10 protein-coding genes are annotated in these 16,609 nt (G+C 36.4%); all 10 read left to right on the top strand.

The features are described from left to right. The first annotated feature begins 10 nt into the window (after positions 1-10). The 10 genes from BMY85_RS03525 (at position 11) to gpr (ending at position 16,573) form a co-directional block, all read left to right on the top strand. A complete protein-coding gene (locus BMY85_RS03525) occupies positions 11-907 on the top strand; it encodes an energy-coupling factor transporter transmembrane component T (RefSeq protein ID WP_092476533.1) in 897 nt (298 codons plus the stop codon). Further along, complete coding sequence (locus tag BMY85_RS03530; RefSeq protein WP_092476536.1) at positions 880-2,490, top strand: ABC transporter ATP-binding protein; 1,611 nt, start codon at positions 880-882, stop codon at positions 2,488-2,490. Before BMY85_RS03525 ends, BMY85_RS03530 begins: the two co-directional genes overlap by 28 nt. Then, a complete protein-coding gene (locus BMY85_RS03535) occupies positions 2,468-3,148 on the top strand; it encodes an ECF transporter S component (RefSeq protein ID WP_092476538.1) in 681 nt (226 codons plus the stop codon). Before BMY85_RS03530 ends, BMY85_RS03535 begins: the two co-directional genes overlap by 23 nt. Before the next feature lie 78 nt (positions 3,149-3,226). Beyond that, a complete protein-coding gene (locus BMY85_RS03540) occupies positions 3,227-5,029 on the top strand; it encodes a sensor histidine kinase (RefSeq protein ID WP_092476541.1) in 1,803 nt (600 codons plus the stop codon). Between the two features lie 2 nt (positions 5,030-5,031). Further along, positions 5,032-6,243 carry a response regulator transcription factor gene (locus BMY85_RS03545; protein WP_092476543.1) on the top strand — a complete coding sequence of 404 codons (1,212 nt, stop codon included), beginning with the start codon at positions 5,032-5,034 and terminating at the stop codon, positions 6,241-6,243. A gap of 263 nt (positions 6,244-6,506) precedes the next feature. Continuing rightward, on the top strand, positions 6,507-7,715 hold the full coding sequence (locus BMY85_RS03550) for a hypothetical protein (RefSeq protein ID WP_092476544.1): 1,209 nt from the start codon (positions 6,507-6,509) through the stop codon (positions 7,713-7,715). A gap of 115 nt (positions 7,716-7,830) precedes the next feature. Then, complete coding sequence (locus BMY85_RS03555; RefSeq protein WP_143066312.1) at positions 7,831-10,896, top strand: DUF5704 domain-containing protein; 3,066 nt, start codon at positions 7,831-7,833, stop codon at positions 10,894-10,896. 66 nt (positions 10,897-10,962) lie between these two features. Next, positions 10,963-12,207: an exonuclease SbcCD subunit D gene (locus tag BMY85_RS03560; protein ID WP_092476548.1), complete on the top strand. Its 1,245-nt coding sequence runs from the start codon at positions 10,963-10,965 to the stop codon at positions 12,205-12,207. Next, the gene (locus tag BMY85_RS03565; protein WP_092476550.1) at positions 12,170-15,547 is read left to right on the top strand and encodes an SbcC/MukB-like Walker B domain-containing protein; all 3,378 of its coding nucleotides are present in this window, start codon (positions 12,170-12,172) and stop codon (positions 15,545-15,547) included. Before BMY85_RS03560 ends, BMY85_RS03565 begins: the two co-directional genes overlap by 38 nt. Before the next feature lie 60 nt (positions 15,548-15,607). Further along, the gene (gpr, locus tag BMY85_RS03570; protein WP_177180606.1) at positions 15,608-16,573 is read left to right on the top strand and encodes a GPR endopeptidase; all 966 of its coding nucleotides are present in this window, start codon (positions 15,608-15,610) and stop codon (positions 16,571-16,573) included. Positions 16,574-16,609: the final 36 nt, after the last annotated feature.

Raw genomic sequence — 16,609 nt, forward strand, 5'->3', positions numbered from 1 at the left:
GAGGGGATAAATGAGACAGGAGAAATGTACAATGTTTATGCGTTTGCATCCAATGACAAATGTAGTGTACTTCATTGGAATGATGATGGTTACTATGTTTTATATGCATCCTGTTCTGCTTGGTATTTCAGTCTTAGTATGTTTTGTATATGTAGCGTATCTGAGTGAAATGCAAGATGTGAAAAAGAATCTGCTTATGTTGCCATTTGTAGTCCTGCTCGGCATAATTAATCCAATTTTTAACCGTAATGGCAGCACGGTTCTGTTTTATTTTCAAAAAAAGCCTGTGACATTTGAGGCTGTGGTGTATGGATTTCTTGCGGCAGTTATGATATATAATATGATTCTTGTTTTTCAAGTGTTTCATAAAGTGATGAATAGTGATAAAATAATGGCTGTTTTTTCGAAGATTTTTCCATCAGGTGCATTGCTGTTTACTATGACACTTCGTTTTGTACCGCTTTATAAGAATCAGCTTATTAAAATGCGAATTGCGCAAAAAGGGATTGGACAGGATGTTACCCAAGGAAGCAAAAAGCAGAGAATCCATTATGGAATTTCCCTAATCTCGGGTCTTATGACCTGGGCTCTTGAAAATGCCTTGGTTACGTCTGATTCTATGAAGGGGAGAGGATATGGGCTCAAAGGAAGAACTAGTTATATTAAAGAAGACTTTACGAAGCTTGATTGTTTTGTGTTAATGGCAGAAGTTTTAGGACTGGTTTTAACCGTAATAGGAATGTTACAACAGGTCTTTAGGGTTTCTTATTATCCAGCAATTCATTGGAAACTGAAAGGTACTAAGGAAATGTTTTTTTATTGTGTATTTGGGATATATGCAATGATTCCGTTAATTGTAGATGCAAAGGAGGAAATAACGTGGTTTTACTTGAAGCAGAAGATTTGACGTTTTCCTATGAAGGAGATGGGGATGGAGACGGAAATGTTTGTTTAAACCAGATGTCATTTCAGATAGAAAAAGGAGAGTTTGTACTGCTTTTTGGTCCTACAGGATGTGGAAAGTCGACATTATTAAAACAATGGAAGCCTTCTTTATGTCCGACAGGCAAAAGAACTGGAAACGTTTATTTTCAGGGAAGAAATCTGGAACTTGTTAGTCAACGTGAGGAAGCTAGTCTGATTGGATATGTTTCGCAGAATCCAGATAACCAGATAGTGACAGATAAAGTGTGGCATGAACTGGCATTTACTTTGGAAAATTTAGGAGTCCCATCTGCAGAAATCCGAAGCAGGGTGGCTGAAACGGCAGTATTTTTTGGCATGACAGAATGGTTTCATAAATCCATTGAAGAGTTATCAGGAGGGCAGAAGCAGATGTTAAATCTTGCTTCTGTAATGATTACAAAGCCAGAACTTTTATTGCTGGATGAACCTACTTCTCAGCTAGACCCAATTGCTATGGAAAGTTTCATGAATCTTTTAGAGCGTATTCACAGAGAACTGGGAACTACCATATTTATGGTGGAACATAGGTTAGAAGAAGCATATGAAAAAGCAGACCGGTGTATGGCATTGGAAAAGGGAAAGGTTATTTCCTTTGCAAAACCATGTGATGTTGCAAAACACTTATTTCTTGAAAAAAGGGAAGGATTTGAGCTTTTGCCTTTGCAGACTAGACTGCCCATTTACCTGAAACAGGAGTTTTCTGTCAGAACTGTGGGAGAAGCGAAAAAATTTGTGGAAGATAACGTGAAAAAGGTGAGCAAATCTGATAAAGGGGAAGGAGTCAATGAAAATCAGTACTTAGATGATGTATTGTCGTTTTGTAACGTATGGTTTCGCTATGAGAAAAAAGGAAAAGATATTTTTCGGGATTTTTCTATTACAATAAAGGAAGGGGATTTTATTGGCATTATTGGTGCCAATGGCCAAGGAAAATCTACTTTCCTGCAATTGGCAGCAGGAATAAAGAGACCATATCGGGGAAAAGTAAAAAAAGCATCTGCTAAAAATATTGCAGTATTACCACAGAATCCTCAGACTTTATTTCTCAAGAATACAGTGAAAGAGGAATTGCTTGTTATGGGAGAGGATATTGACTGGATTGTGAAAAAACTGCATCTTACAGAGTTTTTGGATAGGCATCCATATGATTTATCTGGTGGACAGCAGCAATTGACTGCTCTTGGAAAGGTTTTATTGACAAAGCCAGATATCCTGTTGCTAGATGAGCCAACAAAAGGTTTGGATAGAATAAAAAAGAAGAAACTTGGACAGCTGCTCACTCATTTACAGACAGAGGGAATGACGATTATTCTAGTTTCTCATGATGTGGATTTCTGTGCAGCTTATGCAAGGAAAATAGGGATGATTTTTGATGGAGTATTAACTGGATTTACAGATTGTCATTCCTTTTTTTTACCACAGTATTTTTTTACAACGACTTGCCGTAAAATCTGTCGGGAAGTCTATGATGGAATGATTAGCGAAGAGGAGGTACTGGAATATGAAGGGTATTCCGTTTGTTAAAAGTGCAATTGTTCTTTGTATGATACCGTTTTTAATTTGGGTAAATGTACATTTTATGCATAATCAAAATTATTATTTAACAAGTACTATAATTTTAGTTGCGTTATTAGTGCCATTTGGGTTAGAATATAATAAGAAACCAAATACCAGCAAATTGGTTCTGATTGCATCTCTTGCAGCAATTGCTACAATAGGCAGGATTGCTTTTTATATGATTCCCCAGTTTAAACCGGTTTTGGCGATTGTAATTTTGTCATCAGTAATGCTTGGTCCATATGAAGGATTTATGGTTGGTGCATTAACGGGTTTTGTTTCCAATTTTTACTTTGGACAAGGACCTTGGACCATATGGCAGATGTTTGCTTTTGGTATCACAGGTTTTGCTGCTGGATATTTATTCAGGAGATTTAAACTTTCTAGAATGACGTTATGCGTATACGGAATTCTTTCTGCATGTTTCATCTATGGCATTATCATGAACTTTGAAACGATCATTATGGTTCCTGGCACAATTACCAGAAGCAGAGTGTTTGCTACGTATGGTGCAGGGATTCCTTTTGATATTATTCATGGAATTTCCACATACTTGTTTTTATTCATTATCTATAATCCCTTTGTAGAAAAGCTGACAAGAATTAAAATGAAATATAATATTTAGTAGAAAAATGTAAATTGACAGAAGAATCTTAAATTAGTATAATCTTTTTAGGTGTTTTATTAAGAATGGAGAATTTGGATGAGTAGATTGAAACAGATGAATGATGTTTTTTCTTGCTTTACGAAGAATATGAAACTGAAACAGAAGTTTGTTATGCTCTATCTTATCGCAATTGTTATACCAGTGATTGTTGTTGATTCCATTGTCCTAATTAACATCAAAGCCTATCAGGTAAGAGAGGCAAAAATTCAAATGGAAAATTCTGTTGAGAGGACGTTAAATGAGTTTAGCGGGGTGATAGAACAAGTTTCCTATCTTTCTAGAAATATCGTGAATGACCCGCTCTTGACGGAATTTTTGAACATGGATTACACATCAGAAGAAGAGTATCGAATGTTTTATGAAGATATTAAGGACAAATCTATATTAGACTATTATAAATTCATCAAAGAAATTTCCAACATTACAATTTATGTAGAGAATGACACCATTGAAGAGAACAGCCATATAAAGCAGTTGGATGATGTAGAAAGAAAAAACTGGTGGTATCAGAATTATAAGAGACAGAAGTCGAATGTCTATTTTTTTGAAGATATTTCAAGAAATGCAGGGAGTGCCATTAACCCGCATGCAGGTACTATTTCTCTTGCAAGAAAAATTAGCCTTGCCAATGGAAGAGAAGCTGTCTTGTTACTGGATTTGAATTATAACCAGATAAACCATAGTATTTTGAGAGAACAGACAAAATCTAGTTTGTACATATGTAACAGAAGCAGAATTGTTTTTGCTAGTAATTCAAAGATTTTTAAGGATAATGAAAATAGGTATCCTGTTGTGGAGCAGATTCACCGGGAAAAAATAGTGTTGTCAAAGAGGGTACCTTTGGCAGGAGAAGAGTGGAAGATATACGCTGTAAGCAGTCAAGAGACATTTTTAAATACTTTGTTCTCTTCCAAGGAACTTGTATTTATTATGTTGTGTATCAATCTGCTTTTGCCAGTACTAGCGATTAATTCCGTTGTGAAGTCAATTATCCGGAGGTTAAATGTGCTGGATGAACACTTTGAGGGATTAAATAGTGAACAGTTAGAAAAGATAGAAGAAGATTCTTTTACAGATGAAATCAGTCAGCTTATCTGCCATTATAATGGATGTGTTGATAAAATACAGGCACTGATTGATACAATTGTAGAAAAAAACGATGAAAAACATGCACTGGAGGCAACAAAAAAACAGGCAGAACTGAATGCACTAAATACTCAGGTAAATCCGCATTTTATGTATAATACGTTAGAATGTATCTGCATGCGGAGTTTGTTAAAAGGAGAAAAAGAAACAGCAGACATAGTGCGCTGTCTTTCTGTATTGCTTCGCCAGATGTCGAAATGGGATAAGGATGTTGTATCTATCAAAGATGAGCTTGCTTTTGTTGAAAAATACCTTATCATACAGAAGTATCGTTTTGCGGAAAAAATTGCTTATGAAGTGAAGGTAGAGGATTCAGCAAAGGATTTTATGATTCCAAAGCTCACGCTTGTTTCATTTGTTGAAAATGCTTGTGTTCATGGAATTGAGGAAAGTTTAGAAAGTGGTGATGTTAGTGTTACGGCTCATGGAAAAGAAAACAAAGTCATCATTATTGTTAAGGATACAGGATGTGGAATGGATGAGGACACATTAGATAAGTTAAGAAAAAAGATAGAAGTAGTAGATGTAAACATGCTATATCGCTCAAAAAGTACAGGAGTATTAAATGCAGTCATGCGGCTAAGAATGCATTTTGGGGACAGATTGAATTTTACCATAACGAGTGTTGTTGATGAAGGAACACGAATCGAAATATGTATCGAACGTGAATCTCAAGAAAACAGGGGGATGTAATCATGTATCAGGTTTTAATTGTAGATGATGAACCGTTTGTTCGTCAAGGACTGAAGGTTGTCGTAGATTGGGAGACCTACGGGTTTCATATTGCAGGGGAAGCAAAAAATGGAATCGAAGCGATAGAATTGCTTAAAAAGAATAAATTTGATTTAATATTCATGGATATTCGGATGCCTGGGATGAATGGCCTAGAGGTATCGGCTAAGATACGAAGCAGCATTTCAAAAAGAGTAAGGATTGTTTTGTTAAGTGGATTTAGTGAATTTACTTATGCTCAGGAAGCATTAAAGTACAATATAAGCCATTATCTGCTTAAGCCTTTAGATCCGGATCAGCTTGTAAAGGTCTTAACGGAAATCGGCCATGAATTGGAAAAACAATTAAAGGCGGAACAGGCAAGAAAGGATACTGCATCTATTGTAGGTGCACATTACTTAATGGAAACTTTGACAGGACGTAAAAATGAGAAAGTTGCAAGGGGACTGGAAAAGCTGTTTAGCGGGCAATCGAATTTTTCCTACCTTTATATAGAATTAGATAATCAGGATGAATCTTTTAAGGAACTTTCGGCAGAGGAACAGACGGAAAACTTTTGGGAACTGTATGAGTATCTTACAGGTGCGCTGGGAAAATTTAAAGGAAACATTTTGTGTAATGTAGATAAGAAACAGGTGTTTGAACTGGGAATTATTTTGTCAGACCAGCTGGTGGAATCGTATTTGTGCAAGGATAAGGAAGCTTTTGTAGAGAAGATAAAAGTACGGACAAATTTGGCATTTTCTTACAATTTAAAATGGTATAAAGGGTGTGATGTGGCCACGATATCAGAAATCCTGCATTCATACTTAGAAGCTCTTGATGTAAAGGCAAGTGAAGGCGGGGAAGGAGATGTAGAACTTCTATCGAGAATAGAAGATGAGATACAGAAGAATTACAAGGAAAATTTAAGTTTAAAAGAATTAAGTGATAAATATTTTATTAACAGTGCGTATTTAGGACAATTATTTAAAAAGAAATATGGGATATATTTCAAGGATTATTTAAATTGTGTTCGAATCGAAAAGGCAAAAGAATTATTGCTTGGATCAAATGAAAAGGTTTATAAGATTTCGGAATTGGTAGGATACAATAACGTAGATTATTTTATCAATAAATTTACAAAGGTTGTTGGTACAACGCCAAGCAAATATCGAAATTTAGCGAAATATTAGTCAAAAGGGAAGCTTAGTTACTTGCTTTTTCAATCATGCAAAGGGAAGGCTTTTACAGGGTTGAAAAGCGTTTAGCTAAGCTTTTGAAGTTTTGATTTCTGATCTTGATATTTGTGGCTTTATATGGTATTATTTCTATACACTTCCATGTTATTTCTAGTTTAAAACAAATATTATGGTCTGTAAAAGTTCTGGTAAAATTCTAATGTTCTATTAGCAAAGTCTGTGTTTACACCAAAAATAATTATTATGAGGAGAGGAAAATGAAAAAGAAGGTATTACTTTTAATGCTTGTCTGCTGCGTTTTTATGGGACAGGTGAAAATGAATATTGTGAGAGGAGAAAGTACAATTACAGAACGGAAATTCATCGTACTTCTTATGACGAATATGAAGTTTTGTAAGGAGGAAGATTCTGTTTCATCTATTGTTAATGAGGCGGTTAAGAAAAAGATAATAAAGAAAACGGAAAAGGGGTGTCTATCCAATAGTCTTACCAAGGAACGTGCAGCTGTTTATTTAAACAGGATGGATGTGAAAATGAATGGGCCTGTATACGATAAGGAAATGTATAAGAATGTGCTTGAATTGCACCGTATTTCGGATTTGAATTCAATGAAAAAGTCATCGAGAGCATCGGTTATTAAAATGTTTTGTAAAGGAATTATGGTAGGGTATCACAATGGGTATTATATACAAAGCAGAAAGTTTAGGGGGACAGAAAAAGTCTCATTAACTGAAGCTAAGACATATATAAAACGATTACAAAAGCAAAATAAACGGAAGAAGATGAGCCCAGACGGGCAACTGATCCGTGAAACAAAACTGCCTTCCAATGCAAAAAGTTACCCTTATATTTTAACGGCTTACCCGAATTCTTTTTATGAGAAATCTTTTGAGTATCAGAAGACGAAGTACCACAAAAAACCAGTGCCTTTGCAAGATTTTGCTAGTCCAGCCCAAGTTGGCTCTATGACATTTTATAACGGAATTACTATGGAAACTGTAAAAAAACAATACTTGCTGGACTGGTGCAAAAAAGTAGAAACGAATATGAAACTGCGTTTTAATGTGGATTACCGTACTATAAATACTACATGGATTCATCAGTTGCGTAAGACATATTATGTATTTGATGATGCACAGACGAATAAGAGCCGGACAGATGATATTAAAGCTTATGTGCAGAAGGCAAAGAAAAATAAGGTAGTAGTGAAAACGTCTAGGGTAACAGTGGAACCGTCTACATTGTATAATAGCGGGCTGGATTATGTTAGGGTTTATGTGCGGTATAAAGTGGTTAGTGGGGAAGGAAAAGGAAGAGATTTAATCTATTGTGATAAATCAGATGTGAAATTTATGAGGGAAGAGAAATGGATGGAACAGTGTTTTGATATTGCACTAGGATCATTTAATGGGAATAGTTATGGAGAAGATTTTTCGGTTATAAATAATAGTCTGTTACATGCGTAAAGAAAGGGGAATAAGGATAAAAATAAAGAAATATGTTTGGGTTTTATGTATTTTAGTTTTATTTCTAAGTAAGAATTGTGTCAAGGCAGAAAATGTCGCTGTAATAAAGAATGGTATGATTTATTTTGAAACAGCAGATACAAAAGCAACTTCAGGAGTCAGATGGAAGACAATTGGATTTACAATAACAAGAGAACGATGTTTAACAGGAAAATACTCTAATGGTGGTTATCCTTTAAAATTACGGCATGCAGTAGTGTTGCTAAATGATGAATGGAAGAAAGAGCGAGTAAGCGACATTGGAGTCGAAGTTACCTTCACAATTCCTCAATCTGTTGTAAGTCGTGCATTAATTAGGGCAGGAATGGATGACTTACAGCATGATGATATTCTATACCTGCACGGGATCTTTCAAGTTACTCACAACGGAAAAGATTATGGAGGAAAAAAATACAGTTTGCCAGATATTATGTCGGCAGAATCATGGGCGAATCCAGATGATTTTCGAGATCGCTTTGATGTGAAGGTAATATATAAGGCAGCAGATGAACCTATAAGTATTCAATATAAAACTTCAGCAGGTGACATTATCGAAACTAGTACATATCCATTAACAAAGTGGGAGAAACCAGGAACGAGTATTTCGGTTTCTTTGGCGGAACAAAAAATATACCAAGGAAAAAAGTACGTTCTGTATAAAAGCTATATTCGCAGCTATTTAACACAAAAAGCAATCTCAGGGTATGGTGCAAGCACCTTAAAGGGAGATAGTTTGTACAAAGTTCAGAATCGTAAGATTAACCAGCAGATCGGTGGAGTGCAATTTGTTGCGATTATGAAACTGCTGAAAGAACCTAAAGTAGAATCTGAACAAAGCGTAGAATCTGAATGGGATGAGCCTCTGCCAAAAGGCATAATAGCCGCCGATAACAGAGGTTCACCAGTCTATGATGTGGAAGCAGGAATACCTGCAGCGGAATCTTTATATCTAAATGTCTTTTCAAAAAATTATCTGTTGGGTTACAAATATGAAAATCAAGTAGGAACAAAAGAATATGAAATTACCTTTACCAAAACATATCATTTGCAATGGACAGAGTTGACCTATAATGCAGATATGGATGTTGTATACAAACCAATGAATCAGACAAAGACCATTACAAAAACAGTTAAGGTGAAACGAAGGTATTCCTATTGGAATCTTACAGGACTTGAGTTTTATATTATTAGAGATGCAATTATAAAAAATGATGCTTTGCCAGATGGAAGTGTAGTATTAACACCAAAAGAATATATAGTACCAGAACTTAATATTCAAAAGTACCAGTCAGCACTAGAACATGTAAAAGATCCATCTTATACAGAACATGTAACACTGCCTAGCGAAACAATAGATGGTGGAAATACGTGCCCGGAACTTCCTGTGGAGAATTTTGAAACTCTTGGAGAGGATAAAATAGGAAAGATTAAAGTTCGAAATGATGGAGTTGAACTTGGAGGTGTCCGAATTTCAAGTGATAGCTGGGAGGAAGAAAAGACGGAGAAACCAAGAAAATATGATGGCAGTTCTGAAATTGGTGAAAACACGCTGTATAAATCAGGAGTGATAATTCCAAAAGAGACCGCCAATGATATTTACGAAACGTCAGGAATCATTACCTATCAGATATGGAAGAAGATTGGGGAGGTAACTCAGGAAACCATTTTTCTCGGAATAGAAGAGTTTACAGATGTGAGAGTGCATACTCCGACAGTCTGTGATGCTAGCATTTCGGATGACAGGGCTCATAATCAGATGCTTGAGCCAGACAGAACAAGAACTTCTCTGGTGTTAGATAGGAAGTTTGAAGTATTTATGCCAACAGAAGGTGAGCATTTACCCATTAGAGGATATGGGTTAAGAGATTATGGAAAGTTTATAGAAGAACGACAGGTCCGGTTTCCGTTTGATGTATACCGGGGACAAAGCTGTTATCGTGCTGATTCATGGATTACGATAACAGGTTATAGCGAAGAATTCTATTTGCCAATTTGGGTAAGAGAAGGAAAATATACAATTGAGTGCCGTGCACGGTCGATTTCAACTTGTGCTAATCATGGAGAGGATAAGGAAGAAGAACTTGCTAATCTTCAACTTGATAATTATGTTGCTACTTGTCAGATTGCTGTGGAAGTTTCAGGAAGGCTATATGGTTTTCAGCTTACAGATATTTCGGATTATCCCTTATGGCATTCTGTTTTTCGAAAAAAAGATTCTTTGGTACATTCAGGATTTCGTTATTTTACTGGGGACAAGAATCAGAATGGATTACGAAGAAGTGACAGGAGGGTGTTTACGGTTCCGCTTGTGAAAGGCAGCCATCCTACAGACAGCCAAGCAGGAATTACATCAACAGGCTATACATTTCGATTTACCTTAGAGACAATAGGAAAACAAGAATATGTACAAATAAAGCCAAGTTTCTATTTTGTGCCAGAAGGGGACAGGAGGCAGCGGCAGGAAGCAGATGTGTATTATATGGAGACAATTGAAGAAAAAAAGCACGCATTTGTAAAAGTGGGGAGTGAACTGGATTTACAAAATATCAAGAACAGATATCTGGGAAATCCATATCTGTCAGTACCTAAAGAGGAAATTGAGGAAAAAGAAAGATTGACAGGAAAGACAGAAAATGAACTGTTATATCAGCTTAGTCCAATGTTTACGTTTCATCATTTGCTGCTTTCTGCTGCTTTTCGAACCTATACGGGAAAGAATTATACGCCAAATGGAAAAATACCAGACTGGGTAGAGGAAAAAGAAGTAGCAAAATCGAAACAAAAATGGTATGGGGAGTATTATCTGCCAAGCCAGACTTATGTTGTGCCAAAGGACTTAGATTTAGATAAGATGGAACAGAATTATGGAAGTTTTAACATGAGAGAAGACTTCTGGCTAAAAAGAGGATATCTAATGGTACAGTTTGACATTGTCACCATAAAAAATGAGAAAAGATTCTTAAGTTATGTGAATCAAGAGAATGCAAGATCTGGATACTGCAATATGTGGCATAATGAGGGATTTTTCTATGAAAAGAAGGATTCGGATGGGGTGAGATGGACCTTTCAAGATGGAGACTGCTTTTTATATGATTTAAGAAAAGGAGCAGGAAAAGAGTATTTCGCAGGAGGAACTCATTAAAGAGACAGATTTTTATTTCATTCAATTTTTACTCATGCTATACTTAGGAAATGAAAGAGGTGCATTATGAAAATATTACATTCCAGTGACTGGCATCTGGGAAAAAACCTAGAAGGACAAAGCAGGCTGCCAGAACAAGAACAGTTTTTAAATGATTTTACACGTATAGCAGAAGAGAATGAAATAGATGTAGTTTTTATTACAGGAGATATTTACGATAGTGGGAATCCACCAGCGAAAGCAGAGCAGCTGTTTTATGATACGCTAAAGAATATTTCAAAAGATGGGGAAAGGCTGATTGTTGTAATTGCAGGAAATCATGATAGCCCAGAACGTTTGACAGCTGCCAGACCTTTGGCAATGGAGCATGGAATTATTATGGCGGGAACGCCCAAAACGGTTGTTCCGGAAGGAACATATGGACAGCATAGAGTAATTGCTTCAGGAGAAGGCTATGTAGAAGTGGAAGTACATGGGGAAAGGGCTGTAATTCTGCTGGTCCCTTTCCCAAGTGAAAAACGATTAAATGAATTTTTGTACGATACTATGGCAGAAGAAGAGGAAAAGCAGCAGTCATACAAGGAACGTATCAAAGAATTATTTGGACAATTAGAAGTGAAATTCCGTGAGGATACCATTAATCTGGTAATGGCTCATATTTTTGCAAGCGGGGTAGAAGAAACTGGATCAGAGCGAAGTTTGGCTTTAGGTGGAAGTTATTTAGTGGATGGAAGCTGTTTTCCAAAAACAGCACAGTATATTGCATTAGGACATATACACCGTATGCAGACGGTGCCTGGAACAGGAAAAAGAGCAAGGTATTCAGGTTCTCCCATTCATTTTAACAGAAAAGAAGTTCCGTATGAGAAAAAGGTACTTAAAGTAGATGTTTCTGTAGGAAAATCTGTTGAAATTACAGAAATACCATTGCAGGTGTATAAGCCTATTGAAGTATGGAAATGCAGCAGTTTTCTGGCTGCACGAGAAAAATGCCAGAAAAATACGGATCGGGACTGCTGGGTTTATTTAGAGATTCGGACGGATTCTTATATCACGGAAGAACAAATCAAAGAATTAAAATCATGGAAGAAAGATATTCTGGAGATTACACCTGTTTTACCTGGCCAAGATGGACAAGAGTATGATGGACAGGAAGAAAGAGAAAAATCATTTCAGGAATTATTTCTGGATTTCTATAAACGGGAACGGGGGGCAGAACCAGAAGAAGAGTTAGTTAAAATGTTATTTTCCATTATAGAACAGGAGGAAGAAGATGAGGCCGTTACTGCTGAAAATCAAAGGACTGAATAGTTTTATTGAAGAACAGGCAATAGATTTTTCCAGATTGATGGAGTCTGGACTTTTCGGAATTTTTGGTCCTACTGGAAGTGGAAAAACTACAATTTTAGATGGTATTACACTGGCATTGTATGGAGAAATTGCAAGGAAGAGCAAGAATTTTGTGAACATGAACTGTAAAAGTGCCAGTGTTGTATTGGAATTTCAGATCAGTGGGCATACTCCAAAACGCTACCGTGTGGAACGTGAATTTAGACAGGATGGGAATAGAGAAGGTTATAAAACTGGAAAATGCAGGTTAAGTGATATTACAGGGAGTGAACCAGTTATTTTAGCAGATAAAGTGACGGAAATCAATCAGTTATGTATTGACATAATTGGATTAAAAGCAGATGACTTTCAAAGGACAGTCGTACTTCCGCAAGGACGGTTTAGTGAATTCTTAAAGCTTGAAGGAAGAAAAAGAAGTGAAATGCTAGAACGGTTATTTCGTTTACAGCCTTACGGGGATGGACTAAATCGTAAACTGAAAGAAAAGAGTGATGAGATTAGCCACAGCCGTTCTAATATAGAAGGACAGTTAAAAGCATATGAAGAACTGACAGAAGAAAGCATAAAGAATAAGAAGGATGAAATGGAACAGCTTACGGCAGTATTTTCAGAAAAAAGACAGCAATTTGAAGAAACTCTGAAAACATATGATATGGGGAAAAAACTTTGGGAGCTGCAGCTTGAAAAAGAAAAACATCTTTCAAGAAAGGCTAAGTTAGAAGAAGAAAGAGAAACAATAGAGATGCTTCGAAAACAGTTAGAAATTTCCAAAAGAGCGGATAAAGTATATCCATACATTGAAGCATTGATTTCGGCTAAAAAAGATATGGCAGAAAAAGAGATAATGCTGGAACGTAAAAAAATTAAGCGTGATGATATGGAGGAGCAGAAAAACCGTATTGAACATGAGTTTTTTAACTGGAAGGAAAGAAGAGAAAAGGAACTGCCTTTATTATGCGAAAAGATACAGGCTTACCGTGAGGCTATTGGGTATCAAGAAGAGTATTTGCAATTAATGGACCAAAAGGAATCTCTTTCTGATGAAACAAAAAAGAAAGAAGCTGTTTATCAGAGTACAGCAGCAGAAGAGGTGGAGCTAGTAGAAAAAATTCAAGAAAATATGGTTACACTTGAAAAACTTCAGGAAATGCAGAAGGCTTTTGAAATACCATTACAGACAAGACAGCAGATACAAAAAGGGATTGGGCTGGAACAGCAGGTCAAATTGCTTCGTGGACAGTTAGCAAGAGGGCAGAAAGAGTTAGAAAAGCTTCAGACGAATAAAAAGGAAAAAGAAAAGCTCTTGAACCAATTGAATCAGATACTTGTTTTTTTAACAGAACCAGATGAGCAGATGCTTTCACAATATGAAATTGAATTATTGAAATTGGAAGAGAATAAGAGAGCATTTGAAGAGTGCTTATGGAATCAAAAGAAGAAAGAAACAGAATATGCTGGCTGGAAAGAACAGCTAGCTATAATAACGAAAGAAACAGAACAGGCAGAGCAGAATTTTAATGCACGAAAAAAGGAAAAAGAACAGCTTGAGATAGAAGCAATAGCGTATCGTTTGAGAATGGATTTGCGGGAGGGGGCAGCTTGTCCTGTGTGTGGTTCGGTTCATCATGAAGTGAAAGAACTTCATCAGGTAAATGAGAAACAGATGCAGGATGTACAGGAAGCATTTGCAGCTGCAGAACAGAGGTTTCAAGAGCTGGAGAGACAGGAATTTCATATAAAAAATAATATGGAGAGTACAGAGAAGGAATTATTGGAAATTCTGTCTAAAAAGGAACTTTTGGAAAGGGATGCAAAGCGTTACTCAGTAGCAGAATTCGAACAAAAAAAGAAAGCATTGTCTAAGTATGTGCCAGAAAAAGAAGCGTATAAGCTGGCAAAGGAGCTGTATTCTGAGAAGGAGAGTTCTATTGCCAAGGAAAAAACAGAGTATGAAAGCTTAGAGAAAAGCTTAAATGAATTGCTGGAAAAGGTATCTTTTTCATCCTTTGAGGCAGCGGCAGAGAAACTTCATAAATGTGATGAAAGCCTTGAAAATATAAAAAGCAGCCTGCAGAATGGAAATAATGCCACGGAAAAGAAACGAAAAGAGCTTGACATATGCAGAGAAACGAAAACTTTGTTAAGTACGGAACTTGCTGTTCTTAAAGAAAACCAGAAGACAGCTGTGAAACGTATGGAACTGCTGAAAACCAAGTTTCTTTCCTGTATAGGACATTACGATAAGGTAACCATTGAGGAAACGAATCTGCAGGAAGCACTGGACTTAATTTGCAAGGAACAAAAAAATATGGAAGAACAATATGAAAAAACAGAGGAACTAAGAGAACAGACTGTAAATAAATATTTGGTTCTGCATCAAGAATTTTTAGAATTAAATTCTGCAGTTTCCTTACAGAAAAAGCAGATAGAGGAAGAGGGGAAAAAAGTCATTGAACAGCTGGAAGCTGAACAGTTTTCCTCTGAAGAAGCTTGTATAGCTGGTAAATTGACAGAAGACCAGCAAAAGAGAAAGCAAGATAAAATTGAGCAGTTTGAAACTTTATATAAGGAAAACAATGGTGTTCTGGTTCAGATTGAAGAACAGTTAGGGGAAAGAAGCATAAAAAGAGAAGAATGGGAGCTTCTCGGAAAACAGAAACAAGAACACGAAAATGCCTTTGAAAAAGTGAAATTAGCATTAAACAATCAGCAGCATATCTATCAGCGAATGCTTGATGACTGGAATAAATTGAAAGATATTTTATATAAGAAGAAAGAGTTAGAGCATCAGGAGAGTTTAATGGCAGATCTGATGCAGTTATTCCGGGGCAAAAAGTTTGTGGAATATGTTGCTTATTCCAAGCTAAAATATATTTCCGTTGCTGCAAGCCACAGGTTACATGATATTTCTAATGGAAATTATGGTTTGGAACTGGATCCGAATGGAAAGTTTATGATTTGTGACTATAAAAATGGTGGGGTAAAACGTGATGCATTTACTCTTTCGGGAGGAGAAACCTTTTTAGTTTCCCTAGCACTTTCCCTAGCACTTTCTGAGCAGGTGCAGTTAAAGGGAACCGCTCCGCTAGAACTGTTTTTTTTAGATGAAGGATTCGGCACCCTTGATAGCGAATTGCTAGAAGTAGTTATGAGTTCATTAGAGAGAATCCAGAATAAGCATTTAACGGTTGGAATTATCAGTCATGTAGAATCTGTGAAAAATAGGGTTCCGATTAAATTACTTGTAACGCCAAGTATTGCTGGACTTGGTGGAACAAAAGTTCATATTGAGAAAAACTAAAAGACTATATTCTTTTTAATCTGGTTATCCTAAATACAAAATAGTAGAAAGGTGACCTAGATGAAAGAGAAAAAGAAACAGGAAGATGCGACTTTAAATGAGGCAAAGACACTGTATGGCAGACGTACAGATTTAGCATTAGAAGTACGTGAAAGTTTTCCAGAGGATGATGTAGAGATAAAAGGTGTCATTTTAACAAAAGAAGAAGTGGAAGACAAAGATATTATGGTAACTACTTTGGAGATTAAGGATAAACACGGCGAAACTGCTATGGGAAAACCTATGGGAACTTATATTACCATAGAAGCTCCCAGGTTAAATGAGGATGATGAAACTTATCATCGTCCTCTATCCAATGAAGTTGCCAAATATGTTAAAAAGCTGGCGGGTGGGCTGGAGAATAAATCCGTTCTTATTGTTGGCCTTGGCAATCGGGAGGTTACACCAGATGCATTGGGACCACAAGTGGTAGATAATCTGTTTGTTACAAGGCATCTGATTCGTGAATTTGGCGATGAGTTTAAGGAAAAACACCAGATGGAATCCGTCAGTGCGATTTCTCCTGGGGTAATGGGACAGACTGGAATGGAAAGCGGAGAGATTCTGGCAGGAATTATTTCTGAAACAAAACCAGACCTTGTAATTGCCATTGATGCATTGGCAGCCAGAAGTGTAGAACGTTTAAACCGGACCATACAGATAACCAATACAGGAATTAATCCAGGTGCAGGAGTAGGTAATAACAGAAAAGCACTGAATAAAGAGAGCCTTGGTATAGAGGTTATTGCACTTGGAGTGCCAACTGTCGTGGATGCACTTACGATAGTATCGGATCATTTGGAAAATTGTCTTGCTAAACAAGGATTTTCTGAAAAAGAAATTGCCATGTTTATTCAGGAAACCAATGATACTGCAATGCGAAGCATGTTTGTTACACCAAAAAGTATTGACGAATCTATAAAACAGATAAGCTATACCATATCCGAAGCTTTGAATCAATGTTTTTGTGGTTGTCTTATTAGTTAAAGTTATATTTTTTTTATAAAAGAATAAATTATATAA

Source organism: [Clostridium] polysaccharolyticum, from assembly GCF_900111595.1.
Classification (GTDB): domain Bacteria; phylum Bacillota; class Clostridia; order Lachnospirales; family Lachnospiraceae; genus Clostridium_AI; species Clostridium_AI polysaccharolyticum.